Here is a 25,171-nt window from a genome sequence, read left to right as displayed (position 1 = left end):
GCATACGGTGAACGAGTGGAACGCACCCCGACCTTCCTTGCGGCCGTCGCGAGCGCCGGCGTGCCGGGTCTGGACCCGGTGAGCGTCGAGGCTCTGCCGAGCGTGCCGGAACAGGACTACGACGTCGCCTTCGTCCAGGACACCGAGCATCGCCGATGGGTGGTTCGGGCGCCGCGCAGTGAGTTGGCGGCGGCGCGCATGGACCTGACGGTGACCTTGCTGCAGATGTTGGCCCGACGCCTGCCCTTCACGGTGCCGGCTCCGCGCGGCTTCGTCGAACTCAAGGGTGGCGGTCGGGCGATGGTCTATCCCTACCTTCCCGGCCACAATCTCGACTTCGACACCCTCCCCGCCGGCGCTGGTCCTGCTGCCGAGTTGGGACGCGCCCTGGCCGCCCTGCACAACACCGACACCCGCCTGTTCGACGAGGCCGGAATGCCGACCTACGACGCGGATGCCTATCGCACGCGTCGGCTTGCCCAGCTGGATCGCGCAGCCGAGTCCGGGCGGGTGCCGACGGCTCTGCTGGCGCGCTGGGAGCAGGCCCTCGAGGACGTGGCACTGTGGCGGTTCGCTCCGACGCCCATCCATGGCGACCTCACGGGCGACCAGGTGCTCGCGGTGTTCGAGGACGACTCCGACGCATCCACCGGTCGCATTCGCGGCATCACCGGCTGGGAGGACGCCAAGGTCGCTGATCCAGCCGATGACTTCGCGGCTCTCGTCGAGGAAGCGGATTCGGCCGCTCTCGAAACCGTCCTCGAGGCCTACGCGCACGCTCGGGTGGAGCGGCCCGACCCCAACCTGCTGGTCCGAGCTCGGCTCGCCGCAGAGCTGAGCGTCCTGGCGCAACTCATGCGCGCCGACTCACGGGGAGACGAGGAGGCCGTCGAGGGTCTGTCGAGCCGCCTGCGCCGACTCGACGAGGACGTGCACGCCGACGACCCGGCCGACGACTATCGCCGCACCTCCCTCACGCCCGTTGCTCTGAGAGGTCGGGCCACACCCCCGCCTGCGGTCGCGGAAGACGAGGACGAGGATGAGGACGTCGCGTTCGAGCCGACGCCAGGGCAGGTCACAAAGGAGACCGAGGTCGCCGAGACGACTGAGCCAGCAGAGACGACCGAGCCCGCAGAGCCCCTCAGAAACTCCGCCCTCGGGCTCGACCTCGACTACGACGACTCCACGGAATCGGTTGTGGCTGACGAGACCTACCAGGAGGAGGACGAGCACGCCGACGATCGCGACTCGGTCATCGAGGATGCGTCGCACGACGACGAGGTCGCCTGGACGCCTCGGACCTTCGGCGCCACCTCAGCCACCTCAGCCACGGCAGTCGAGCTTGAGGACGAGGCCCAGCCGCGACCAGACGTCGTGCCCGAGGACGAGGACGAGGACGGCGACGACAAGGACGACGACGAGGACCTGTCGATCACTCGGCCCATCCCCGGGTTGGCATCGCGTCCAGACTCGGAGACCGAGCCCACACGGGACGACCAAGACGTCCCGAAGGCGCAAGACGCTCCGGAGGCCGGGCTCACGCCCGGGGAACTCCCGCGAGAAGGTCGCTGATCTCCACCTCGTCCGCCAGATCTGGCCAGACCGTCTCACCCGTGCCGGCGTAGTAGAACGCTCCACTCACCCGCTCCGGGTCAATGCCGCGTAGTCGCGCCCACGCAATCCGGTATGCCGCGAGTTGCAGTGCGCGCATCCGCGCGACTTCTCCGGAGGGGCGGCGTCCGGTCTTCCAGTCGACGATGACCCACTCTGCGCCCTCGACGTCGGCGAACACGGCATCGATGCGGCCACGGATGGCGACACCATCGACCACGGTCTCGAGCGCCGTCTCGATCTCGACCGGCTCTCGAGCGGCCCACGGGCTCGCGAGGAATCGCTCGCGCATGGCTGGCAGCTCTTCGTCGCCCATGGGGTCGTCGTCGGCGCTGCCCGGGAGATCGAAAAGATCGACGATCGCGGCGCGCGCGTAGTGCTCCTCCACCCAGGCGTGGAAAGCCGTGCCCCGGCGGGCCGCCCCGGCGGGCGCCGACGGCATGGGCCGCCGCAGCTCTGCAGCGAATCGCTCGGGGTCGCTCGCGAAGGAGACGAGGGACGACGTCGACAGGTGGGAGGGCAACTCGACGACATCGTCGTGGCGCGCCTGCCGCGACGCGCGTTCGGCGAGCAGGACCTCCAGCTCACGTGCCCACGGGCCGGCATCGGCGGCCCCACCTGTGCCCGGCGCGACGGTGACAGCCTCAGTCACCGCACGGGCAGCCGCATCCGCTCGCACGCGACGGTGACCCAGGTGGTCGACCGGCCAGGCGAACTCGTGCCCATCCTCCGTGCCGGGCTTGACGACGGAGGACCCGTCGTCGGGCGGCTCGGGCAGATCTGTCCACACACCGACGCGGGCCCGCGACGAGCCGCCTTCGGTGGCGGAGAGGGCCATCACCTCGTCGAGGAAGCGTGAGGTCACGCGCGGTGTCTTGGGCCGACTCCACACGCTGGCCGTGAGCAGCAAGGCGTGGCGGGCGCGGGTGGAGGCGACGTAGGCGAGCCGACGCTCCTCGGCGATCGCGTGCTCGCCCCCGGCGACGGCAAACTCCTCGAGCCGAGTGGCGAGTTCGTCCCACCCGATCGCGCTCTGCCAGCCGAACTCAGGCAGACCGTCACGGTCGCCGCGCAGTTCGTAGGGCAGCCCACCGTCCTGCAGGCCGGCCAGCCAACCCTTGTCCTTGGGCGCGGAGATGCGCCACTCCCCATTCTTGAAGCTCGGCGAATGGAGGTTGTGGGCGGGGAAGGTGCTCTCGACCAGCGCCGGCACGGCGACGACGTCCCACTCGAGGCCCTTGGCGGCGTGGATCGTCATGACCTGAACGGCGTCCGACGTCGCGTCTGCGTAGCCACGATCGAGACCGCGCTCCTCGTCGATGGCCGCCTTGATCCAGTCGAGGAACCCGCCGAGGGTCGCCCGGTCAGCGCTCTGCGAGAACTGGGCGGCCACATCACCGAAGGCATCGAGGTGCGCCCGCGCCGCGGCCGGGGTGTATTCGGGCCGCGACAAGACCTCGATGTCGAGGCCGAGCGCCTTCTCGGCCTCGAGGACGAGGTCGGCCAGGGGGAGAAAGGTGAGCCCGCGCATCCGCCGCACGGTGGCCGCAAGACCGGCCAGCCGGTCGCGGGCAACGTCGCCGAGCCGCTCTCCCTCGTCGCCGACCCACCCTCGAGGAGGGAGGGCGTCGAGCGCCTCGATGATGCTCGGTGCGTCGGCGGCATCGGGAGCGAGGTCCCGCTCGTGACGGGCCACCGCACCCCCGCGTTGGCGTTGCTGCACCCGCGACCATGCCGCAAGGGCATCGAGGTCGGCAATCCCGAGTCGCATCATCGGACCCGAGAGCAACCGGATGAGGTGGTCACCACGCGCGGGGTCCTGCACGACATGGAGCAGCGCGACAACGTCCTCGACCTCTGGTGTGAGGAGCAGGCCGCCCAGGCCAACCACCTCGTGGGGTATGCCGTGTTCCTCCAGTGCCGCTGTCACCGTGGCGAACTCGGCTCGCTTGCGGCAGAGCACCGCAGCACTCACGGCCCCTCGTGAACGGTGCGCGGCGAGCCAGAGGGCGATGTGGTCAGCCTCGTCAGCGGCTGTGAGCAGTCGGGCGACCTCGACGGACCCGCCACCTGCACCAGGGCGTGACGACAGTGGCTCGACGGGAACTCGCGATGCCGCGCGCAGCGGCCGCGCCAGGTGGTTGGCCACGTCGAGGATCGCGCTGTCGTTGCGCCAGCTCGTCGACAGGTCGAGCTTGCGCGCAGGCTCGGGGTCGCCGAACTCCACCGCGAACCGGGTGAGGGTCGTCGCGCTCGCCCCACGCCACCCGTAGATCGACTGGTGCGGGTCACCGACTGCGGTGACGGCCGACGTCTCGCCCGGTGCGACATAGAGCGCCTTGAGCAGCGCCAGCTGCGCCTCGGACGTGTCCTGGAACTCGTCGAGCAGCACGACGCGGTGCCGGGCACGCTCGATCGCACCGATGTCGTCGAAGGTCATCGAAAGGCGTGCTGCGAGCGCCATCTGGTCGGCGAAGTCCATCGCGTCACGACTGCGCTTGAGCTGGGCGTAGCGGTCGACGATGGGCAGCACAGCTCGTCGAAGTCGCAGGTTCGTGAGTTCGGCGGCCAGGGGGTTGACCCGCTTCTTGGTGTCTCCTCGCTCGAGCTGCTCAAGGTGATCGATGACTCGATCCAAGTGCGCTGCAACGGTTGCCGGTGTTTGGAGGTGCTCCGCCATCTCGCCAGCGAGGTCCACGACGGCCGCGGTGACGGTGGACTCGGCCTTGTCGACCTCGTCCATGGGCCCGTCATAGCGCGCGACGGCCTCGTGCGCTGTCTGCCAGGCGGCGGCCTCGGAGAGCAGTCGCGTGTCTGCCTCGTAGCCAAGGCGGAGACCGTGCTCGCGCACGAGCCGACCGGCATACGAGTGGTAGGTCGACACGCTCACGGCTGCCCCGAGCGACGGTGCGCCGTCGACCTCCTGGGGGGTCCATAGCCCGACACGGCGCAGCTGGGCGAGGCGGTTGCCGATGCGGTCGGAGAGCTCGGTGGCTGCCTTGCGGGTGAAGGTGAGGCCGAGCACGTCCTCGGGCTCGACAAACCCGTTGGCCACGAGCCACACGACCCTCGCGGCCATCGTCTCGGTCTTGCCCGAGCCCGCGCCCGCGATGACGAGGAGAGGACGTAGTGGTGCCTCGATGACCGCGGTCTGTTCGGGGGTGGGGCGGTGCGGCAGGCCGATGGCTTCGGCGACGGCCGCAGCCGACCACCGCACACCTGCAACCGCGCCTGCCGGCGCATCCGAGGTGCTCGTGGTGCTCATAGGGCCCTCCCCTCTGGTTGGGCCGGGCAGGAGCTGCGCACCGGACAGGTGCGGCACAGCTCGTCACTCGGGGTTGCGACGAATGTCGCGCCACCCATCAGTTCACCGGTGTCGACGACGAGCCGTTGCGCCCACTCCGGGTCGTCGTCCTGCGCCAGTGGCGGCTGGACCTGGATCGTCGTGGCCTTGCCCGCCGCCTTGCCGACGTGGAGCAGGGCTGCGCCCGACGACGTCTCGGGGACTTCGAGATCCTCGAAACCGCCAGAGACGACTGCCAGCTGGTAGGCACCGAGCTGCCCGTGGCGCGGGACGTCCGAGGCCTTCGGCTTGCTGGAGCCGGTCTTGTAGTCGATGACCCGCACGTCGCCGGAGGGTCCGACATCGAGGCGGTCGACCGTGCCACTCAGCACGATCCGTCCGAGCTCAACCTTCATCCGCGACTCGGCCGCGAGGCGTCCCCAGCCGGCGGCCGTGTTCTCGTTGAAGAAGCGCGCCAGCCGGTCCACCATCCCCTCTGCCTGTCGGCGCTTGAGGTCGGTCGCCCACCCCTGGGGCAGCCCGAGTCGGGGCCAGCGTTCGTCAAGGGTGGCCCGCATCGTGGCGGCATCGGAGTCACCCTCGGCTGCGATCTCGTGGATGAGCGTGCCGATGTCTCGTTGGCCGATCATCGGGCCATCACCACCGACCTTGGTGAGCGCCCACTTGAGCTGGCACGAGGTGAACCCGTCGATCGCCGACGGCCCGACCCGCACCGTGTCATCCGGCCCGCGGCGAGGTCGCTCGTCGGACAGTGCGTGCAACACCCACCACGAGGCAGGATCAGCACCGGGGACGCCAGCGCGAGCGAGCCGGGCCAGCCCAGTGATGGCACCACCCCGACGGCGGGCATCACTGGACACGACATCGCGCCGCAGGGCACCGACCAGCGCGGGAAGCGTCACGGGTCGAGCCCAGTCGCTCGGCTCACGACGGTCGGCGTCATCGGGCAGGGGGTCGACGACATCGAGGTAGGGAGAAGGCTGTTCGTCCTCACTGCGCACCGCAGTGACAAGCAGAGAACGGGTCGCCCGTGACACCGCGACGTGGAAGAGTCGGGTCTCGTCATGCCGCACTGCGGCGAGGGCGGCCCGGTGGCCTCCCTCGCGGCCACGCACCACGTCGACGAGGTCCTGGGAACCGAGGAGTGAGCCGCGCAGTCGAAGGTCGGGCCAGCTGCCCTCCTGCACACCGGCGACCACAACCAGGGGCCATTGACGTCCCGCGGCCGACTGCGGCGTGAGGAGCGAGACCGCCTCGCCGGCCGGGGCACGCGCCGCGAGCGTGTCACCGGGCACGTCCTGGCCGAGGATGTGATGGAGGAAGGCCTCGGGCGAGGAACCCGGCAGACGTTCGCCGTAGGTCGCGGCGGCGCGGAGCACAGCCAGCACAGCATCGAGGTCACGATCGGCGCGGGCACCCGCCGCTCCACCGCCCAGCGCCGTCTCGCGCCACTGGCTCGCCAGCCGGGAGGCGTCCCACATCGCCCAGAGGATGCCCTCGGCCGAAACGCCCGGGCCCCAGCCGCCGTCGACGGCACTGCATGCCTCGACCCCGGCCCGGATCATCCGTCCGATGCGCTGCACCGAGCGGCCCTCGAGACCCAGCCGGTCGTGAACAGCGGGGCGCAGCAGCACCTCGGCGATGAGTTCGTCGCTGGTGCGCGATCCGCCGGCGTCGAGCTCGTCGCGCCGAAGGGCCCGACGCAGCCGTCGCAGCTCCACCGGATCCGCGGCCCCAAGAGGCGAGACGAGCACGTCGAGCGCCACCTCCACGGGCACCTCCTCGGTCCGCTCGAGCGCGAGGTCGCTGACGACCTGGAGGAGCGTGAGCAGCGGCCTGACCGCAGGTTCGTCGCGCACCGGAAGCTCGGCCTCGGCGGCACTGACCGGCACCCCCGAGGACTGCAGAGCACGCCGCAACGCCGCACTGCGCGACTGTCCACGCACGATGACCGCCATGTCGGACCACGGCACGTCGTCGAGCAGGTGGGCCGCCCGCAGGCGTGAGGCGATGAACCCCGCCTCCTGGCTCGCGGACCTCAGCAGGTGCACCTCGGCCGACCCGCCGTCGCCAGCCGCTTCGGCCTTGCGATGGGTCGCGTCACCGAGCACCCCGATGTGTCCGGCCACGGCGTTCGTCACGGCGCGCAGCCGCTCGGGCAGCCGGTGGCTGCGTGGCAGGACGACGGTCGGCCCGTCGCCGAGGACGGCCCACTCCCGGGCCAGCAGCGTCGGGTCACCCCCACGGAACGTCTGGGTGGCGCTGTCCGGGTCGCCGAGGAGGACCGTGCCGGCAGTGGGGGCCACGCGTCGCAGGACCTCGAGCAGCCGCAGCGCAGCGGGCGTCATCTCCTGGGCGTCGTCGACCACGACGAGCCGCAGGGACGAGGTGAGTGAGTCGGCAAGATCCTCATCGCCGGCGAGGGCGCTCGCGGCCGCGCCGAGGATCCACGCCGGGTCGAACGCGCCGGGAGTCAGCAGCGCGGTCACCTCGTCGTATTCACGAAGCAGCTCAGCCCCCGCCACCCACTCGTCGCGACCGTGGAGGATGCCCAGCTGGAGCAGCTCGTCCGGGTCGAGTCCGAGCTCGACTGCACGCATGAGAAGGTCGCGCAGCTCGGCGCGGAACGCTCGGGTCGGCAGCGCCAGACGGACCCGCTCGGGCCAGCGAGGGCCAATGCTCTCGCCGGACGCGTGGCCGGCGAGAAGCTCTCGGAGCACGACGTCCTGCTCGGGCCCGCTGAGCAGCCGTGGTGGAGCGTCGCCCACGAGCGCTGCCGAAGCCCGCAACACCCCAAAACCGAACGACGGGAACGTGCGCGCAAGCGGCTCGGTCGAGGTGCCGCCCACGCGCGCAGTCACCTGATCGCGCAGTCGCGCGGCACTTCGTCGCGAGGAGGCGAGGAGCAGGCACTGGTCGGGGCGGACGCCGTCGGCCACGTGCGCGGCCACCACCTCCACGGCGACCGTCGACTTGCCCGTCCCCGGGGCGCCGAGCACGCGCAACACGCCAGTCCCCCGCCAGTCGACGACCGACTGCTGCACGGCATCGAGGACCGGCACAGCGGTCTCGGTCGTCGCGGCACGTCGAAGGGTCAACACGTGCCGATCCCATCACGACCGTCCGACATCGGTCTCTGCCGCCGACGTCCGTCAGTAGGTGGGCAGGCTCGGATCGACATCGTTCACCCAGGCCAGTACTCCGCCGGAGACATCGAATGCGTCGACACCTCGCCCACGCAGGAGACGGACAGCCTCGGCAGAGCGCGCTCCCGACTTGCAATACACCAGCGCCGGTATGCCGTCTGCGAGCTGCGCGATCGCGTCACCGTTGTCTGCGCGCACCTGCGCGAGCGGGAGGGGCACGGCACCAGGAATGGTCACGACCTCACGCTCGCCCGGCTCGCGGACATCGACGAGGACGAAGCCGTCGGCACCCTCAGCACGGTCGCGCAACCGCAGGGCCAGAGCAGCGGCAGAGATCGATGGCAATGCGGATTGCGCTGCAACAGTGGAGGATTCGTCGAGCGAGTCTGCTCCGGTCGACGTCTCTCCTTCGATCCCCAGGGGACGATAGGGGTCCGCCCCGACACCACACACGACGCAGTCGGGGTCGGCAGCGACGGGGAGGGTGCTCCACTCCTGACGCCAGGCATCGTGCAGCAGCAGGCGTCCGACAAGGGGTTCACCCACCCCGATGAGGAGCTTCACCACCTCCTCGGCCATCACCGACCCGACCGCGCCACAACTGGCACCGAGCACCCCGCCAGTCGAGCACGACGGCACGGCGCCGGGCGGCGGAGGGTTGGGGAAGACACAGCGATAGCACGGCCCTTCTCCGGCCCACCAGACGCTGGTCTGCGCATCGTGCTGATAGACCGACCCCCACACGTGCGGGACTCCGAGGCGGGCGGACGCGTCGCCGACGAGGTAGCGGGTCGGGAAATTGTCCGCACCGTCCACGACGACGTCATGGTCGGCGACGAGATCGAGGACGTTGGCGGCGGTGAGGCGCTCGCCCACTGGCGAGACCACCACGTCCGGTGCCAGGTCTTGCAGCGCTGCCACGGCCGACTCGACCTTGGGCCGACCGACGTCGGTCACACCGTGAACGACCTGGCGCTGCAGATTGGTCGACTCGACCACGTCGTCGTCGACGACCGTCAGATGTCCGACTCCCGCGGCGGCGAGGTAGAGCAGGATCGGCGACCCCAGACCACCGGCACCGACGACGAGAACTCGTGCCGCCCGGAGTCGGCGCTGCCCCGTGTCACCGATGCCCGGAAGGATCACGTGGCGCGCAAAGCGCGTCCGCTCGGAAGGCGAGAGCTCGCCCCCGACGGGTGCGAGCGGCATACGCCCGCTTGTCCTGTCCACGGCGTCCACCCGGCCACGATACGTCCGTGCGCCCCCACCCGACTCCCACGTTCCGTACGATGACCCGCACCACACTGAATGAGTAGCGCAGACAGGACTCCCATGGACACCAGCACTCACCGCGGACAGCGCATGCCACGATCCGAGCGCAGGGCCCAGTTGCTCGAGGCGGCACAGTCCGTGTTCGTCGAGCGGGGCTACCACGCGGCCGCGATGGATGACATCGCTGAGCACGCAGGAGTGTCCAAGCCGGTGCTCTATCAGCACTTCCCGGGCAAGCTCGAGCTCTATCTCGCTCTCCTCGACGAGCACTGCCACACCCTCGAGCGCCTCGTCCGTGAAGCCATGCAGGAGCCCGCCGAGGACAACCAGGATCGTGTCCGCGCGACGATCAGTGCCTACTTCGACTTCGTGTCCCGCGAGGGTGCCGCATTCCGAATGATCTTCGAGTCCGACCTCACCGGTGTTCCGCAGGTCCGCGCCCGACTCGACAGTCTCGAGCTCGCCTGCGCCGAGGCCATCGCCGACGTCATCGTGCACGATGCCGGAATCCCCGACGAGCACGCCATGCTTCTGGCCACCGGGCTCGCTGGCATGTCCCAGATCACCGCTCGGCACTGGCTGGCGGCCGAGTCCGGACTCGACAGGGACGAAGCCAGCGGCCTCGTCACCGCGCTCATGTGGCGCGGCATCGGATCCCTGCCGATAGCGGGCGGGGAACGATCCGAGGCGGTGCACGGTTAGCCTCTCGTGAAGAGGTCCTCGGCTCCTGCCGAGCGGCCATCACGAACGAAAGGTGACCGACCGTGGAGGTCAACATCGGCGTGCAGAACGTCGCACGCGAGATCGCACTCGAGACCGACTCCTCACCCGCCGAGGTGTCCAAGGCCATCGACGCCGCGCTGGCGGAGGGAGGCATTTTGCGCCTCACCGACACCAAGGGCCGCGAACTCCTCATCCCCGGCCGCGCCCTCGGTTGGGTCCTGGTCGGCGAGTCCGAGAAGAGCAAGGTCGGCTTCGGTCAGATCTGAGGGCGTCACAACCCGGTTGCCGCCCCCGCACATCCGCAAAACATGCCCTGACCTGCCGGGATGCAAATCAGCACCTCTGCAGACTGGGCCACGCGCTGTGCACTTTGGACGCCAAATGTGGCATAGGCTCGATATGTCGAAGTCACCAACTGGGTGACGACATTCGGCCCGCAAGGGCCAAGAAAGGACTGCCCGTGATCACCACCATCATTGTGACCGTGATTCTCGGAGCGATCATCGGAGCCTTGGCTCGTCTGGTCCTCCCCGGAAAGCAGAACATCTCCACCGTGGTGACGGTTATCCTCGGCATCCTCGGTGCACTCATCGGCAGCTGGGTCTGGACAGGCCTGCTCAACAAGAGTGACACCGGCGGGATCGACTGGATCGCCCTCATCATCGGCGTCATCGTCGCCGCCGCCCTCATCGTGGGTTACGGCGCAGTGACCGACAAGAAGCAGGTTCGCTGACAGCGCCTGACAGCAACACGGCGAAGGCCCCGATCCTCATCTGAGGATCGGGGCCTTCCCCCATGCCTGAACCAGGTGTGGGGCGGCGAGCCGGGAGCGGACGGTCAGGCGGAGAGGCCGAGGCGCGACATGCGCTGGCTGTGCCGGTCGGTCAGGCGGGTGAACATCTGGCCGATGGCGGTGAGGTCCGCGCCTCCACCGACGAGCAGGCCCGTCAGTGCCTCCCGCTCCACCGCGACGGACTGCCCCTGGCTGAGCGCCTCCCCGAGCAGTCGGCGACCCCACAGACTGAGCTTGCCCGTGGCCGTCCGGTCGGTCTGGATCGCGTCGCGGACGACGGAGACGATGAAGTCGCCCGCACCGGCGTCGTCGAGGGCGCGGTCCATGACGGCCCGTGTCTCGTCGTCGACGAACGAGGCCATCTCGCGATAGAAGTCCTTGGCGATGCCGTCACCGACGTAGGCCTTGATGAGCCCCTCGACCCAGCTCTTGGGGCGTGTCCGGTCGTGGAAGCCCGTGAACGGCGTCACGAACGGCTGCATGGCCGTCTCGGCGTCGACGCCGAGAGCAGTGAGTCGGTCGACGAGCAGTTCGTACTGGCGGTACTCAGCCGCGGCAAAACCCGCCATCTGCGCCTTGATCCGCAGGGACGGTGCGAGGTCCGAGTCCGTCGCCATCCGGATGCAGGCCGTCAGTTCGCCGTAGGCCAGGACCCCCAGCAGGTCAACGACCGCGGCCCTGTATGCCGGATCGTCCAGTCCCGTCGCTCCGTTCGTCTCCATGTTGCGCAGCCTAGCGACCCGGGCCCGACGGCCGGCCGGGATACAGCGCGGTAGGCTGAGGAAGTCCACGGTGCCCGGTCGGCACGACGAACACCTCTGTGAGGGTCCCGCCAACGGGAGCCCCACCCGAAGAACTCCGATCGGCCCGCCACAGCGGCGATGACCTCACGCGCGTGACGCCGCCGATCAGAGAGTTCCCATGACAGACGCATCAACCATCCCTGCCGACCTGACCGCCGAGGCCATCCCCGACGACGCAGCCATCGAGGCCACGAAGCAGGCCACCGCCGACGTCCAGTTGTTCTCGGACTTCGCCATCCACCCTGACATCGTCTCTGCCCTTGCTGCCCACGGCATCACGACGCCGTTCCCGATCCAGGCCATGACCCTGCCCGTCGCTCTCGGGGGCCACGACATCATCGGTCAGGCCAAGACCGGCACGGGCAAGACGCTCGGGTTCGGCATCCCCCTCCTCAACAAGGTCATTGCTCGCGGTGACGACAAGTGGGAGGGCTTCACCCACAAGGGCAAGCCCCAGGCGCTTGCCGTTGCCCCGACCCGTGAGCTCGCCGTCCAGGTGTCCGCCGACCTCGAGCGGGCCGGCAAGGCTCGTGGCATCCGCGTCCTCACCGTCTATGGCGGTCGCGCCTACGAGCCGCAGATCGACGCCCTGACCAAGGGTGTCGAGGTCGTCGTCGGCACCCCGGGTCGCCTCATCGACCTTGCCAAGCAGGGCCACCTCGACCTGTCGCACGCCAAGACCGTCGTCCTCGACGAGGCCGACGAGATGCTCGACCTCGGCTTCCTCCCCGACGTCGAGAAGCTGCTCGCGATGACGTCACCGGGCCGCCAGACCATGCTCTTCTCAGCCACGATGCCGGGTGCGGTCGTCGCGCTGGCGCGTCGCTACATGACGCAGCCGACACACATCCGCGCCATGCAGGAGGGTGAGGGCGACACCTCGCAGACCGTCAAGGCCATCACCCAGCACGTCTACCGCGCCCACGCGATGGACAAGGTCGAGATGCTGGCCCGCATGCTCCAGGCCAACGGGCGCGGCCTCACCATCGTCTTCAGCCGCACCAAGCGCACCGCCGCCAAGGTCGCCGACGACCTGGCCGAGCGTGGCTTCGCGGCCGCTGCCATCCATGGTGACCTCGGTCAGGGCGCTCGTGAGCAGGCGCTGCGTGCCTTCCGCTCGGGCAAGGTCGACGTCCTCGTCGCCACCGATGTCGCGGCCCGAGGCATCGACGTCGAGAACGTCACGCACGTCATCAACTACCAGTGCCCCGAAGACGAGAAGACCTACGTCCACCGCATCGGTCGCACCGGCCGTGCAGGACAGACCGGCATTGCCGTGACGTTCGTCGACTGGGACGATCTGCACCGCTGGACGATGATCAACAAGGCCCTCGATCTCGGGATCCCGGACCCCGAGGAGACCTACTCCTCGTCGGACCACTTCTATGCGCAGATGGACATCCCGCTCGGATCCAAGGGCCGCCTGGCCAAGGCGCAGCAGACGCGTGCAGGTCTCGGCGCAGAGAAGCTCGAGGACCTGGGCGAGACCGGCAAGTCCGGTGGTCGTCGCCCATCCGGTGGCGGCTCCCGTGACGGTGGTCGCGGCGGCCGTGACGGTGGCTCGCGTGACGGCGGTCGAGGCGGACGCGATGGCGATCGTCCTCGCACCGAGGCGCCTCGCGCATCCGCTGATGCCCCAGCTGAGGGTTCGACCGAGCCGCGACGCAACCGCAGCCGTCGCCGCACCCGCGGCGGCAATGCCGCCCCCGCGACCGACTGAGCCTGGCTCCGCCACGAACCACGCTCGACCTGACCGCCCGCGTTCCCATGGGAGTGCGGGCGGTCAGGCTTTGCGCAGGTGGCGCCAGCCTCGCGGAGATGACGCGGCGGCCGAGCACACGGCATACCGAACGCATGAGGGCCCTTCCCGCACTGCGGGAAGGGCCCTCATCACCTGACGGTCAGGCGGAGGGGCTGATCGTGCTCGTGTCGATCACGACGCGGTAGCGGACGTCCCCGGCAACCACGCGCTCGTATGCCGCATCGACCGTCGCCGTGTCGCTCGCGTCGATCGTCTCGATCGTCGCGCCGATGCCGTGCTCGGCGCAGAAGTCGAGCATCTCCTGGGTCTCGGCGATCCCACCGATGTTGCTCCCGGTCAGCACCTTGTTGCCGCCGATGAGGTTGAACGCACCCACCGAGTAGGGGCTTTCCGGGATTCCCACATTGACCAGGGCGCCGTTGGGGCGCAGGAGCTTGAGGTAGGTCTCCATGTCGAGGTCGGCGCTCACCGTGTTGAGGATGAGGTCGAAGCTCCCGCGGGCCGCCTTCATCGCGTCAGTGTCGCTCGTCGCGATGTGGTTGCTGGAGCCGAGCCCCTTGGCGTCCTCGGCCTTGGCCGAGGAGCGGGACAGGGTCGAGACCTCTGCGCCCATGGCCTTGGCGATCTTGACGCCCATGTGGCCGAGGCCGCCGACACCCACGACCGCGACCTTGCGTCCGGTGCCGGAGCCCCAACGCTTGAGCGGGGAGTAGGTCGTGATGCCGGCACACAGCAGCGGCGCAGCCTCGTCGAGTTCGAGGCCTTCGGGGATCCGGACGACCATGCGCTCGGTGACGACGATCTGCTGGCTGTAGCCACCTGCGGCCCACTCGCCGTCGTAGTTCTGGGCGTTGTAGGTGCCGACCGATCCCTTGGTGCAGAACTGCTCCTGGCTGTTCTTGCAGTTCTCGCACTCGGCGCAGGAGTCGACGAGGCAGCCGACGCCGACGCGGTCGCCGACCTTGTGCTTGGTGACGGCGCTGCCGACGGCGCTGACGGTGCCGGCAACCTCGTGTCCGGTGATGATCGGGTAGTGCGCCGGGCCCCATTCGTCGCGGACGGTGTGGATGTCGCTGTGGCAGATCCCGGCGAAGGCGACGTCGATACGGACGTCGTCATCACGCAGGTCGCGGCGCTCGATCTCGACGGCTTCGAAGGGAGCGCCGGCGGACGGGACGGACAGTGCGGAAGTCGTGGTGGGCATGAATCCACCGTAACCCCGTGATCCCCTCCCCTGAAACCACGCCCACGCGGACCGGAAGGCCTGCGGGCTACAGGATCGGGACGAGTGACTTCGCGACGTCGCGGTAGGCGCGCGCACCCTTGGACGAGCGCGACGTCGCGAGGATCGAGCGACCAACGGCCGGTGCCTCTGCGAAGCGGACCGTGCGCGGGATCGGCGGCGAGAGGACCGGCAGCCCGTAGCGCTCGCCCACGTCGGAGAGGACTTCCTGCGCGTGATTGCTGCGCCCGTCGAACAGGGTCGGGAGGATACCGATGACCTTGAGCTTCTTGTTGAGGTACTTCTTGACGTCGGCGACCGTGTCGAGCAACTGGCCAACGCCTCGGTGGCTGAGCATCTCGCACGGCATCGGGATGATGAGCCCTTGCGCTGCGGTGAGTGCATTCAGCGTCAGCACTCCGAGACTCGGCGAGCAGTCGAGCAGGATCACGTCATAGTCCTTGCGCACCTTCTGAAGCGCACCCTGGAGGACGTACTCGCGGGCCGGGCGCCCGAGGAGGACAGCCTCCGTGCCGGCGAGGTCGATCGAGCTGGGGACGAGGTCGACACCGTCCTCACAGGTGGCGATGACGTCAGCGAGGTCGGCCTGGCCGAGAAGCACGTGGTGGACCGACTCCTCAACCGCGTCCGGGTCGACGCCGAGGCTGAAGGTCAGGCAGGCCTGGGCGTCGAGGTCAACGAGCAGCACGCGCTTGCCGAGCTCAGCGAACGCGGCGCCCAATGAGGCAACCGACGTCGTCTTGGCGACGCCGCCCTTCTGGTTGGCGACGGCGATGATCGTGGCACCGGAGGAGCGCTGGCGTGGGGGCACAGGGGAAGTCCTTGCAACAAGAGTGGGTATGCCGTCCGCTCCAGTCTCGCAGGCCGTGCGGCTTCGCGTGCGCTCCCGTCAGGTGGCGTCGCCCACTCGTGGGAGGACGAGTTGGCCGACCGGCCCGGGGTTCCAGGCGATCTCCCACCGGAAACCGTCGGGGTCTGCGAAGTAGCCGGTGTAGCCGCCCCACTCGCGTTCGACGCCTTCGGACACATCAGGGGATCCGGCTGCGCGAGCGTCGGCGAGCACGGCGTCGACCTCTGCCCGCTCACGAACGTTGTGGCTCAATGTCATCGGGACGACGCCCGGACCTGCTTGGGCTGGCGCACCGACCTCGGCCTCGAAGTGCGCTCGGTCCCACAGCGAGAGGACGGTGAGTGGCCCGGCCCGAAACATCAGCACCTCGTCCGGGTCATAGAACTCGGGCGACCAGCCCAGCCCATCGGCATAGAACCGGTGCGACGCGGCCAGGTCCAGGACGGCCAGGGTGATGAACGAAACTCGCTGCTCCATGGCACCCACCCTTGCACTGGGGACCGACCTGCGCACGACCCGCTGGCACCCAGAACGCGACTGACTCAGTCGGCCTCGACGGGCCGTGGCACGTGGGACGCCTCGGCCGCTTCAAGGGCCGCCCACCCTGACTTCTCCGGTCCGGCGGCCTGGCCCTCGGGGCAGTGGGCGCGGAAGTCGCACCACGTGCAGATCGGCCCCACGACTGGTGGGAACAGCGGCGATTCGACGCCGCGCTCCGCGAAGTCCTTGTCGGCACGCTGCGCGTCGCGGGCGATCGACTTCGCTTCGTCGACCTTGCGGGTCAACGACTCGGGTGTGTGGGTGTGCGAGATGACCTCGCCGGTCGGGACGTGGTGAAGCTCGACCCGAAGGCATGGGCGACGGAACATCTTCCAGACGGCCGCGGCATACAGGGCCATGGGCAGTGACGTGCGTGCGTCGTCGGCCCCGAGCGGCTTCTGGCTCGTCTTGTAGTCGATGACGACGAGCTCGCCGTCACGGTCGTCGAGGCGGTCGATGCGCCCTGTGACCCGCAGCGCCCCGCTCACGAACGAGACCGTGCGTTCGATGCCCCGCGGTGGATCATCAGGATCGACTCCACTGAGGTAGGCAACGACATGCTCCTGCGCACGCTTGCGCCACAGCACCGACTGCTCTGGGTCGCGGAAGCCGACGTCGATCCACGACGTGCGGACCACCTCGCGCCCGGCGGATGCGGTCCGACGGTCTCGCGGCAGGTCCCACCAGTCGCGCAGGGCGCTGTGAACCGCAAGACCGAACGACGTGTGCGCCCGCTGGGGTCGTTGCTCGGGCCGCGGCCTGTCGAGGTACTGCATCCGATAACGGCGCGGGCAGTCCACGTGGGCGAGCAGGCGGGAGGGGCTCGCGGCATACAGCTTCGGCGGCATGCCCGCGAACTCGCTCTGGACCGGTCGCCCGGCACTCACCTCGGTCACCGGACCAACCTAACCAACCGGGCCGACACCAGAACGCATCCATCCACAGGCACGAGGGCCTCAGCTGAAGACGACAGTGCGGTCCACATTGAGGATGACCCGGCTCTCGCAGTGCCACTTCACGGCACGCGCAAAGACACGGGACTCGACCTCTTCACCCGCGGAGACAAGGTCCTCGGCACCCATCCGGTGGTCCACGCGGTGGATGTCCTGCTCGATGATCGGACCCTCGTCGAGATCGGCCGTCACGTAGTGCGCCGTCGCCCCGATGACCTTGACTCCTCGCGCGTAGGCCTGGTGATAGGGCTTGGCGCCCTTGAAGCTCGGCAGGAACGAGTGGTGGATGTTGATGACGCGGCCGCCGAGGTCGCGGCACAGGTCGTCGCTCAGCACCTGCATGTAGCGGGCGAGCGCGATGAGCTCGACGTCGTGTTCGGCGACGAGCTCCCGCAGCTGTGCCTCTGCCTCTGACTTGGTCTCGCGCGTCACCGGGATGTGGTGGAAGGGGATGCCGTAGGAGCGCGCCATCGGCTCGAGGTCGGCGTGGTTGCTGACGATGGCAACGATGTCGGCGTTGACCTGTCCGGACTTCCAGCGGAAGAGGAGGTCGTTGAGGACATGGCCGAATCGGCTCACCATCACCAGCGTCCGGTATGCCGTGAGTGCCGGTCTGAGTTCCCACGTCATGTCGAATTCGGTTGCCACAGAACCGATCTCGGCACGCCATTGCTCGAGGTCAAGTCCGTCCGGAGGCGTCGCGAACCGCACACGCATGAAGTAGCGCCCCGTCCTGTGGTCGGAGAACTGCTGACTCTCCTCGATGTTGCCGTGGTGCTCGAAGAGGCGCTGGGTCACGGCCGCGACGATGCCGGGACGGTCGGGGCATGACAGGGTGAGGACGAGGTCACCGACCTCGTCCTCAGGTGCAGCAGGTCGAACGGGCTGCGTCGTCCGATGATTTTCGATCATGGCTTGATCACCTTCACGCCGTGGGATTGCTCGACGATACGGGACCATTCACGGGGGTCGGTCGTGAACTCGCCGAGCCGGTTGAGCTTGCCCGTCCCGTGGTAGTCGCTGCTGCCGGTGACGACGAGGCCATGACGTTGGGCGAGGTGGACGGCGCGCGCGACGTCTGCTGGCTCGTGGTCGCGGTGGTGGGCCTCGAGGCCGGCCAGCCCAGCGTCAGCCAGCTCCTCGACCATGCCGTCCGAGATCGTCCCAGTGCGCATGGCGAAGGGGTGGGCGAGCACCGGCACTCCCCCGGCTGCGCGCACGAGCTCGATCGCCACGACGGGGTCGGGGGCGTAGTGACCGACGTAGTACTTGCTGCCGTCGTGCAGGAGGTCACGGAACGCCTCGTCCCGAGTGGGAACGACGCCGCTGGCCACCAGCGCGTCAGCCAGGTGCGGGCGGCCGAGTGTGGCCCCCGGCGCCAGCTGGGCGCGCACCTCCTCAACCGTCACGGGTATGCCGTCATCGGCCATGCGCTGAACCATGCGATCCATGCGATTCACGCGGCTGTCGCGAGCGCGGGCCAGCTCGATGGCCAGCCGCGGGTCGTCCGGGTCGGGCAGGTAGCCCAGCAGGTGGATGCTGCGGTAGTTGCGACTGCACGAGATCTCGATGCCGCGCACGAGCTCGATGCCTTCTCGGATCGCGGCCCCAACCGCCTCGACCCAGCCCGCTGTCGTGTCGTGATCGGTGATGGCGAGCGTTGTCAGACCCGCGGCCTTGGCCGCCGCCACGAGCTCGGCGGGACTCTCGGTCCCGTCGCTCGCGGTCGAGTGCGCGTGCAGGTCGATCTTCACGCTACGAGCCTAAGCGTGCGTGACCGCGCCGACCTTGCCGACCTCGCCGACCCCGCTTCGCGACATGACAACCTTTGCCGGGTGTCATCCGTATCAAGGGCGTCCGGTTCGATGGGTTGGGAAATGGGGGATGTCGTGATCAGACGCGATGACGGGTCGTTCGACGAGTTCATGCGGACCAGCTCCCCACGGCTATTGAAGTTGGCGTGGCTGCTCACCGGTGGTGCGTCGACCGCCGAGGACCTCGTGCAGGAGACCCTCGAACGCGTCTATGTCGCCTGGCCACGGATCGAGCCAGGTGGAATCCACAACTACGCCCGCCGCATCCTCCTCAACCTCCACACCGACTCTCACCGCCGACGGTGGCGCGAGACAACAACGGCGGAAATCCCCGACCACGGCCGACCAGATCGATCTGAGAACGTCGCCCTCGCCGACCAGCTGACAGCAGCCCTGGCCCAGTTGCCCGTGCGCGAACGGCAGTGCGTCGTCCTGCGTCACCACGTCGATCTCTCCGAACGAGACGTCGCCGACGCCCTCAACATCAGCACGGGGACGGTCAAGTCCTCGACCTCGCGCGGCCTCGCCCGCCTGCGCAGCGTTCTCGCCACCGAAGGAGACCGTCATGTCTGACCCGATCCTGGAACTCCTGGCCACTCCCCCGAACCCGTCGATGTCCGTCGACGAACACGCCGTGCATGCCGGTGGACGGCGGCGTCTGCGCCGCCGGACCCTGCGCCGCACCGCAGCTGGTCTGGTTGGCGTCGTCGGAATCGCTGCGATCGCGTTCGGCGCATTGGGCACCGGAGTCGACAACGACGCTCTCCCCGCCAACCCATCACCGTCGATCCGCACGTCAGCCGAGCTCTTCGACGGACGGTTTGCTGTGGGCACCTCTGATATGGGCGGATCGACCAGCATCACGTTCTCCTCACTCGTGAACGGACGTTTCAAGTTCTTCGGAGCGACGGAGCCTGTCCCCAACGCCGTCTGGTTCTTCCCCAAGGACGCGGGATCCACACCGAGGGACATGGGCGACGGGGTCATCGTCGGCACCGCTCCCGCCAACGCGACGGCCTTCCTCACCCACGGCGTGTGGGGTCAAGATGGCTCGACCATGGACAGCCAGCCGATCCCGGGCACCGACTACCAGGCCGTGGCGATCGACTACGAGGACTTCCATGACATCAACGGCTACGTCACGACGTACTGGCGCGATGACACGGCGACTGTGCGTGACGGCGCAGGTGTGGTCATCCCGTCGGGACGGATTCCCGGCTCAACTGATGTGGCCTTCGTCGATCGGACCCAAGGCCAGTTGGGCATTTTCGGCAGTGAGGGCACCAGCTCCCTGCGCCCCTTGTCGGCGGCCGGCCCTGTGGTCACCGGCGATCAGGACGACAAGGGCACGTGGAGCGTGCGTGCCACGGCAGTCCTTCCAGTGGGCGCTCGCGATCCCTCCTTCACATGGAAGAACGGCACCGTGGCCGCCGCCACAGTTGTCGCCCTGGGCCAGGCCGGCGTTGTCGCATCAGCAACGGCCGAGGCTCCCGGCTCAAGCGCATTCCCGGCGGTCGCATCGGTGAACTGGACCGATGCGGCGGGCACCCGGCATACCGACGAAGTGAAGTGAGACCTCACTGAGGGTGAGTCACACGACGAGGTGGGCGTAGTTGTCCGGTCGTTCGGACTCACTGCGCAGGATGCAGAACTCGTTGCCCTCGGGATCGAGCAGCGTCGCCCAGCCACCATCGGGCTTGCGCAGGTCCTGATGCATCGTCGCCCCGTGCGCGAGGAGGCGCTCGACCTCTTCGTCACGGGTGCGGTCGGTCGGGGTGAGGTCGAGGTGGAGCCGGTTCTTGGTCGTCTTGCCTTCGGGCACCTCGATGAACAGCACCCGCTGGCGCCCATCCGGGCTGAAGATCATGCATTCCTCGTGACCCGGCAGGTTCGGATCCTTTGGGTCCTGCGACCAGCCGAGCACCTCACTCCACCAGTGGGATTGGGCGTGCGCGTCGTGTGAGTCGACCGTCGTGTGCGAGATCCGTGAAGTCATGCCAGTCACCCTTGCACTCACGAAGGTGACCGGGCCACTGAAATAGAGCGGGTGGCATACCCAATCCTTTGGGGTATGCCGTCCGCTTGCGCTGCGAGAGAGGGAGACTCAGCCCTCGGCGGGCTTCTCCTCGACCGCGTCAGGACCGGCCCAGTTCTTGTCCGGCTGAGGCACCGGACGCCCCGGCTGCTCGCCGCCACGGGACTCGAGGTAGTTGTCCTTGGGGACCATGACCTTGCGCCGGAAGATGCAGACGACCTTGCCGTCCTGGTTGTAGCCGATGGTCTCGACATAGACGACGCCACGGTCGTCCTTGGAGGTGGACTCGCACTTGTCGAGAACCTTGGTCTCGCCATAGAGGGTGTCGCCGTGGAACGTCGGTGCGACGTGGCGCAGAGACTCGATCTCGAGGTTCGCGATCGCCTTGCCGGAGATGTCCGGGACGCTCATGCCGAGCAGGATCGAATAGACGTAGTTGCCGACCACGACGTTCTTGCCGAACTGCGTGGTCTCGGACGCGTAGTTTGTGTCGAGGTGCAGCGGGTGGTGGTTCATGGTCAACAGGCAGAACATGTGGTCGTCGAACTCGGTGACCGTCTTCCCGGGCCAGTGCTTGTAGGTCGCTCCGACCTCGAACTCTTCATAGCTGCGTCCGAATTGCATGGCGCCATCCTTGCCTGACCTTCGCCGCGACACAGCACATATCCCGCGTGCGATCCCTCACAGCATCTGGTCACACCAGATGCCAGCACCCAGGAAGTGGTCAGAGGGGTCGAGTGAGCGCCTGATACACGATCGTGGAGAGCCCGTTGACCGTCGTCTTGCCATAAGTGAAGCCCTGAGGGCTGCGCGTGAGAATGGCCATCGTGTAGTCGCGTCCCGCTCCGGTCACGCGCCCCATCGAGTTGAGGCGGTAGCCACCGGTCAATGGGCCCCAACCATTCTTGGTCTCGGTGTTGAGACTGGCAGGGAGCGGAGGGTCGGACACACCCCACCTCTGCGACGTCACCACCCCGGCCATGAGGGAGCGGATGTAGGCGCGGTTGCCCGCGTCGATCACCGTCGTTCCCGAGGCGAGCGCGTTGAGGACGATCACGAGATCGGCCGCCGTCGTGGTGCTGTAGCCCCACCACCCACCAGCGGAGCCACCGCGAACCACGGTGTTGGTCATCCCGAGCAGACCTGCCGCGCGTTGGACGGCAGGTGTGCCGACCCAGGCAAGGAGGGAGTCGGTGGCGGCGTTGTCGCTCGACTGAATCATCCGAGCAGCCTGGGCGCGGCGGGTCGTGCTCAGCTGTGTGCCCGTGTCCTGACACTTCTTGAGGCAGGCGATCAGGATGACCACCTTGATCGTGCTGAGCGACTCGTTGGTGAACGCCCGCCACGAGAATGCTCGCCCGACGCGCAGGTCGTGCACCACGAGACCCATGGTTCCGCCACGAGTGGTGCGATACGCATCGAGGCGCGCCGTGAGTGCGACCCGATCAACTCTGGTCACCTTGCCCGAACGCGTCGCAGTCACAGTCGGAGCGGGGGCAACCCTGGCACCCGTGGTAGCCGGGGCAGCCACAGCACGGTCAGTGCGCGGAGGCTCGCCCACCAGAAACCCAGCTCCCACGAACCCGAGCGTGGAGCTGACGAATGTGCGTCGTGCAACCGACGACGAGCCAGGCATGCTTGCAAGAGTAGGGGCAGGACCGCCACACATGGTGCGTCGTGTGACGCTTTCCCGCCGGCACGAGTGTCCACTCTCGAGCCGCTTCGGTCCGAAGAGGCGCTTTGACGTCCTGGTTCACGCAGGAACTCGGTCAGGTGGCGAGCGACAGGTCCAGGGGTGGGCCGTGGTGGGTGCAGTGACCGATGACGTCGTCATCGACCTCGATCTGCGGTCGCCAGGTGCCAGCGGCCGGCAGCGGGTGCGGATCCTCGAGGGCCACCCGGACCAGCGGCATTCGCGACCTGGCGTCGTCGATCGCGGAGAGCATCGCGACGTACTCGGCTGTTGGCCAGTACTGACGGGTGATCGAGTGCCACACGACCGTGAGCACACCGTCGGGCGCCGTGCTTGCGAGCTGGTCGCGAACCCATTCCGCCGCAGGAGCCCGGTCGATGACCACCGGATGCTCGCGCAAGGTCGCCAGGGCGGCGACGAGCCGACCGTCGCGTTCGGGCATGTGCGGCCAGATGAACGAGCGCAGATGCGCCTCGCCTTGCGCAGTCGCGGCATCGAACGGCTCGAGGTCGCAGCCCCGCCGCTCGACAACCTCGAAGTGCTCTGGCGCGAATCCCGGTGCGGCACAGCCCGTCAGCACGAGAGGCGCATCGCGAGGCCCGGCGGACCAGCCGTCACCCTCAAAGCGGAACCGGTCGACAAGAAGGTTCAGACCCGCAGACGCACCGGGCTCGAGCAAACGCACCTGACGAATTCCTCTGCGTCGCACCGCTTCTGACAAGCCGGCGAGCAGCGCGACAGAGCGTCCCACCTCGTTGGTCTGGGGTGCGACATCGAGCGCGGCTCGCAACTCGGCCACGTGCTCACGAAGGACGGAGGCGAGAGTTGGCCACACGGCATATCGGTCGGCTGTTCCACCCACGGACGGATAGAACGTCGCGAGTTCGGGCGCATCCCCACGCAGGACGATCCGGTGGATGCCCGCGAGCAACCGCAGCTGCACCATGTCGCCCGGCGATGCGTCCTCGCGCCCGGCGAGGATGTCGCGCACCACCCCTCGCCGCTCCCAGTCGGCCGCGAGGTCACGCACGAGCACGCCATAGAGATGCTCCGTGCTCCCACCGAAGTGGCTCCCCATGCGCTCACCCAAGGTGGCTCCGTCGTAGGCACTCACGCGTGCCACCATAGGCGGGTGAGCGAAGAGCAGAAGCAAGCCGAGAACCGTGCCCGCCCGACGACCGAGGAGTTCCGCAGCTTCGTCCGTGAGGACTGGGCCGATCGCCGACCCCAGTCGATGGGTCAGGCGCCTTCGGCGGAGTATGCCGCGGCTCGCCGCACGCTCGTGAGCGCCGCCTTCCCCAAGCAGCGACTCATCGTCCCCGCGGGCGGCCTCAAGGTGCGCAGCAACGACACCGACTACGTCTTCCGCCCCCACAGCGCCTTCGCGCACCTCACGGGGCTCGGTGCCGACCGTGAGCCCGACGCCGTGCTCGTGCTCGAGCCGACCGACGACGGCCACGAGGCTGTCCTCTACTTCCGCCCGCTCGGTGAGCGCGACAGCGACGACTTCTTCGCTGACGCCCGCTACGGCGAATTCTGGGTGGGTGCGCGCCCCAGCCTGGCCGACATCGAGCTCGAGCTTGGCGTGACCGCCCGCCACATCGACGAGTTCGAGGCCGCTGCGGCCAAGGATGCCGGCGAGATCAGCATCCGGCTCGTCCGCGACGCCGACCGCGACCTCACACGCACGCTCGACGCCTCCCGCGTCGAGAACGGAGCGAACGAGGAGACTCTCGTCGAGCACGACGACTCCCTCGCCCACGCGCTCTCGGTTCTCCGCCTCACCAAGGACGAGTTCGAGATCGAGCAGATGCGGGAGGCCGTCGCTGGCACGCACGTCGGCTTCGAGGCCGTCATCGCCGAGCTCGCCACAGCCGTCGAACTCGGTCGAGGTGAGCGCTGGATCGAGGGCGTCTTCGGCCTGCACGCCCGCCACCAGGGCAACGGGGTCGGCTACGACTCGATCGTCGCGTCCGGCGACCACGCCAACACGCTGCACTGGATCAAGAACACCGGCGACCTCGCCGAGGGCGACCTCGTCCTGCTGGACGCCGGCGTCGAGGTCGACTCGCTCTACACCGCCGACATCACCCGCACCCTCCCGGTGAGCGGCACCTTCACGGACGCACAGCGCGAGATCTACGACGCCGTGTATGCCGCACAGGAGGCCGGGATGGCTGCGGCCAAGCCCGGGGCGAAGTTCTCAGACATCCACGCGGCCGCGATCCGGGTCATCGCCGAGCACCTGCATGCGTGGGGGCTGCTGCCGGACGGGGTGAGCGTCGACGACACTCTCGACACCGAACACGGTCAGTACCACCGCCGTTGGATGGTGCACGGCACCTCGCACCACCTCGGCATCGATGTGCATGACTGCGCCTTGGCCACGCGCACCGAATACATGGACGCCGAGCTCGCGCCGGGCATGGTGGTCACAGTCGAGCCGGGCCTCTACTTCAAGGCCGACGACCTCAAGGTGCCCGAGCGGTTCCGCGGCATCGGTGTGCGCATCGAGGACGACATCGTCATCACCGCCGACGGCAACGAGAACCTGTCGGCCGCGATGCCGCGCACGAGCGCCGATGTCGAGGCGTGGATCGCGGACGTCCGCGAAGAGAACGCCTGACCC

The 25,171-nt window shown here is 68.5% G+C and carries 22 protein-coding genes; 8 read left to right on the top strand and 14 right to left on the bottom strand.

The window, feature by feature from the left end:
* Window positions 1-15: 15 nt before the first annotated feature.
* On the top strand, window positions 16-1,572 hold the full coding sequence (locus V6K52_RS06145; protein WP_353953004.1) for a macrolide 2'-phosphotransferase: 1,557 nt from the start codon (window positions 16-18) through the stop codon (window positions 1,570-1,572).
* On the opposite strand, the gene V6K52_RS06140 is transcribed toward V6K52_RS06145, so the two are convergent.
* Genes V6K52_RS06140 through V6K52_RS06130 form a run of 3 tightly spaced genes read right to left on the bottom strand, consistent with a single transcriptional unit; the run spans window position 1,538 to window position 9,300 of the window.
* Window positions 1,538-4,876, bottom strand: coding sequence for a UvrD-helicase domain-containing protein (locus V6K52_RS06140; protein WP_353953003.1), 3,339 nt, complete (start codon window positions 4,874-4,876; stop codon window positions 1,538-1,540). The two genes, V6K52_RS06145 and V6K52_RS06140, sit on opposite strands and share 35 nt — an antisense overlap.
* Entirely contained in the window at window positions 4,873-8,016 is a 3,144-nt protein-coding gene (locus tag V6K52_RS06135) for an ATP-dependent DNA helicase (protein WP_353953002.1), read from the bottom strand. The genes V6K52_RS06140 and V6K52_RS06135 overlap by 4 nt, the downstream gene beginning before the upstream one ends.
* A gap of 51 nt (window positions 8,017-8,067) precedes the next feature.
* The gene (locus tag V6K52_RS06130) at window positions 8,068-9,300 is read right to left on the bottom strand and encodes a ThiF family adenylyltransferase (RefSeq protein ID WP_353953001.1); all 1,233 of its coding nucleotides are present in this window, start codon (window positions 9,298-9,300) and stop codon (window positions 8,068-8,070) included.
* Between the two features lie 93 nt (window positions 9,301-9,393).
* On the opposite strand from V6K52_RS06130, the gene V6K52_RS06125 reads away from it, so the two are divergent.
* From V6K52_RS06125 to V6K52_RS06115, 3 genes are all read left to right on the top strand, one after another.
* Complete coding sequence (locus V6K52_RS06125; protein WP_353953000.1) at window positions 9,394-10,035, top strand: TetR/AcrR family transcriptional regulator; 642 nt, start codon at window positions 9,394-9,396, stop codon at window positions 10,033-10,035.
* 62 nt (window positions 10,036-10,097) lie between these two features.
* Entirely contained in the window at window positions 10,098-10,322 is a 225-nt protein-coding gene (locus tag V6K52_RS06120; protein ID WP_353952999.1) for a DUF3107 domain-containing protein, read from the top strand.
* 194 nt (window positions 10,323-10,516) lie between these two features.
* Window positions 10,517-10,789, top strand: a complete 273-nt coding sequence (locus V6K52_RS06115) for a GlsB/YeaQ/YmgE family stress response membrane protein (RefSeq protein WP_353952998.1) — start codon at window positions 10,517-10,519, stop codon at window positions 10,787-10,789.
* A 104-nt stretch (window positions 10,790-10,893) separates the two neighbouring features.
* Here V6K52_RS06115 and V6K52_RS06110 read toward each other — a convergent pair whose 3' ends face one another.
* Window positions 10,894-11,571 carry a ferritin-like fold-containing protein gene (locus tag V6K52_RS06110; protein WP_353952997.1) on the bottom strand — a complete coding sequence of 226 codons (678 nt, stop codon included), beginning with the start codon at window positions 11,569-11,571 and terminating at the stop codon, window positions 10,894-10,896.
* 199 nt (window positions 11,572-11,770) lie between these two features.
* On the opposite strand from V6K52_RS06110, the gene V6K52_RS06105 reads away from it, so the two are divergent.
* A complete protein-coding gene (locus tag V6K52_RS06105) occupies window positions 11,771-13,372 on the top strand; it encodes a DEAD/DEAH box helicase (protein ID WP_353952996.1) in 1,602 nt (533 codons plus the stop codon).
* A 181-nt stretch (window positions 13,373-13,553) separates the two neighbouring features.
* Here V6K52_RS06105 and V6K52_RS06100 read toward each other — a convergent pair whose 3' ends face one another.
* The 6 genes from V6K52_RS06100 to V6K52_RS06075 all read right to left on the bottom strand — a co-directional run bounded on the left by V6K52_RS06100 (window position 13,554) and on the right by V6K52_RS06075 (window position 18,754).
* The gene (locus tag V6K52_RS06100; RefSeq protein ID WP_353952995.1) at window positions 13,554-14,618 is read right to left on the bottom strand and encodes an NAD(P)-dependent alcohol dehydrogenase; all 1,065 of its coding nucleotides are present in this window, start codon (window positions 14,616-14,618) and stop codon (window positions 13,554-13,556) included.
* Window positions 14,619-14,685: 67 nt separating this feature from the next.
* Window positions 14,686-15,468, bottom strand: a complete 783-nt coding sequence (locus V6K52_RS06095) for a ParA family protein (protein ID WP_353952994.1) — start codon at window positions 15,466-15,468, stop codon at window positions 14,686-14,688.
* Window positions 15,469-15,546: 78 nt separating this feature from the next.
* Window positions 15,547-15,984, bottom strand: coding sequence for a VOC family protein (locus V6K52_RS06090; protein ID WP_353952993.1), 438 nt, complete (start codon window positions 15,982-15,984; stop codon window positions 15,547-15,549).
* A gap of 65 nt (window positions 15,985-16,049) precedes the next feature.
* Window positions 16,050-16,943, bottom strand: a complete 894-nt coding sequence (locus tag V6K52_RS06085) for a PD-(D/E)XK nuclease family protein (RefSeq protein ID WP_353952992.1) — start codon at window positions 16,941-16,943, stop codon at window positions 16,050-16,052.
* 60 nt (window positions 16,944-17,003) lie between these two features.
* Window positions 17,004-17,912 carry a formyltetrahydrofolate deformylase gene (purU, locus tag V6K52_RS06080; protein WP_353952991.1) on the bottom strand — a complete coding sequence of 303 codons (909 nt, stop codon included), beginning with the start codon at window positions 17,910-17,912 and terminating at the stop codon, window positions 17,004-17,006.
* Window positions 17,909-18,754 (bottom strand): PHP domain-containing protein, encoded by an 846-nt coding sequence (locus V6K52_RS06075; protein WP_353952990.1) that lies wholly within the window; start codon window positions 18,752-18,754, stop codon window positions 17,909-17,911. Before V6K52_RS06075 ends, purU begins: the two co-directional genes overlap by 4 nt.
* 135 nt (window positions 18,755-18,889) lie before the next feature.
* On the opposite strand from V6K52_RS06075, the gene V6K52_RS06070 reads away from it, so the two are divergent.
* Complete coding sequence (locus V6K52_RS06070; protein WP_353952989.1) at window positions 18,890-19,387, top strand: SigE family RNA polymerase sigma factor; 498 nt, start codon at window positions 18,890-18,892, stop codon at window positions 19,385-19,387.
* Entirely contained in the window at window positions 19,380-20,387 is a 1,008-nt protein-coding gene (locus V6K52_RS06065) for a hypothetical protein (RefSeq protein ID WP_353952988.1), read from the top strand. The genes V6K52_RS06070 and V6K52_RS06065 overlap by 8 nt, the downstream gene beginning before the upstream one ends.
* Before the next feature lie 18 nt (window positions 20,388-20,405).
* Here the strand turns inward: V6K52_RS06065 and V6K52_RS06060 are convergent, their stop codons facing one another.
* The 4 genes from V6K52_RS06060 to V6K52_RS06045 all read right to left on the bottom strand — a co-directional run bounded on the left by V6K52_RS06060 (window position 20,406) and on the right by V6K52_RS06045 (window position 23,656).
* Window positions 20,406-20,810 (bottom strand): VOC family protein, encoded by a 405-nt coding sequence (locus V6K52_RS06060; RefSeq protein WP_353952987.1) that lies wholly within the window; start codon window positions 20,808-20,810, stop codon window positions 20,406-20,408.
* 108 nt (window positions 20,811-20,918) lie between these two features.
* Window positions 20,919-21,473, bottom strand: a complete 555-nt coding sequence (locus V6K52_RS06055) for a MaoC family dehydratase (protein ID WP_353952986.1) — start codon at window positions 21,471-21,473, stop codon at window positions 20,919-20,921.
* A 100-nt stretch (window positions 21,474-21,573) separates the two neighbouring features.
* Window positions 21,574-22,332, bottom strand: a complete 759-nt coding sequence (locus tag V6K52_RS06050; protein ID WP_353952985.1) for a serine hydrolase — start codon at window positions 22,330-22,332, stop codon at window positions 21,574-21,576.
* Between the two features lie 286 nt (window positions 22,333-22,618).
* A complete protein-coding gene (locus V6K52_RS06045) occupies window positions 22,619-23,656 on the bottom strand; it encodes a DUF2332 domain-containing protein (RefSeq protein WP_353952984.1) in 1,038 nt (345 codons plus the stop codon).
* An 18-nt stretch (window positions 23,657-23,674) separates the two neighbouring features.
* On the opposite strand from V6K52_RS06045, the gene V6K52_RS06040 reads away from it, so the two are divergent.
* The gene (locus V6K52_RS06040) at window positions 23,675-25,168 is read left to right on the top strand and encodes an aminopeptidase P family protein (RefSeq protein ID WP_353952983.1); all 1,494 of its coding nucleotides are present in this window, start codon (window positions 23,675-23,677) and stop codon (window positions 25,166-25,168) included.
* Window positions 25,169-25,171: the final 3 nt, after the last annotated feature.

Source organism: Knoellia sp. S7-12, from assembly GCF_040518285.1.
Classification (GTDB): Bacteria; Actinomycetota; Actinomycetes; order Actinomycetales; family Dermatophilaceae; genus Knoellia.
The sequence above is the reverse complement of the archived record's forward strand: the minus strand, read 5'-3'. Positions and strand labels throughout refer to the sequence as shown.

What these genes read in the sequence shown, in the direction of transcription:
- V6K52_RS06140 (WP_353953003.1), bottom strand. Translation starts at nt 4,876, where the DNA reads ATGAGCACCACGAGCACCTCGGATGCGCCGGCAGGCGCGGTTGCAGGT.
- V6K52_RS06125 (WP_353953000.1), top strand. Translation starts at nt 9,394, where the DNA reads ATGGACACCAGCACTCACCGCGGACAGCGCATGCCACGATCCGAGCGC.
- V6K52_RS06110 (WP_353952997.1), bottom strand. Translation starts at nt 11,571, where the DNA reads ATGGAGACGAACGGAGCGACGGGACTGGACGATCCGGCATACAGGGCC.
- V6K52_RS06105 (WP_353952996.1), top strand. Translation starts at nt 11,771, where the DNA reads ATGACAGACGCATCAACCATCCCTGCCGACCTGACCGCCGAGGCCATC.
- V6K52_RS06100 (WP_353952995.1), bottom strand. Translation starts at nt 14,618, where the DNA reads ATGCCCACCACGACTTCCGCACTGTCCGTCCCGTCCGCCGGCGCTCCC.
- V6K52_RS06090 (WP_353952993.1), bottom strand. Translation starts at nt 15,984, where the DNA reads ATGGAGCAGCGAGTTTCGTTCATCACCCTGGCCGTCCTGGACCTGGCC.
- purU (WP_353952991.1), bottom strand. Translation starts at nt 17,912, where the DNA reads ATGATCGAAAATCATCGGACGACGCAGCCCGTTCGACCTGCTGCACCT.
- V6K52_RS06065 (WP_353952988.1), top strand. Translation starts at nt 19,380, where the DNA reads ATGTCTGACCCGATCCTGGAACTCCTGGCCACTCCCCCGAACCCGTCG.
- V6K52_RS06060 (WP_353952987.1), bottom strand. Translation starts at nt 20,810, where the DNA reads ATGACTTCACGGATCTCGCACACGACGGTCGACTCACACGACGCGCAC.
- V6K52_RS06055 (WP_353952986.1), bottom strand. Translation starts at nt 21,473, where the DNA reads ATGCAATTCGGACGCAGCTATGAAGAGTTCGAGGTCGGAGCGACCTAC.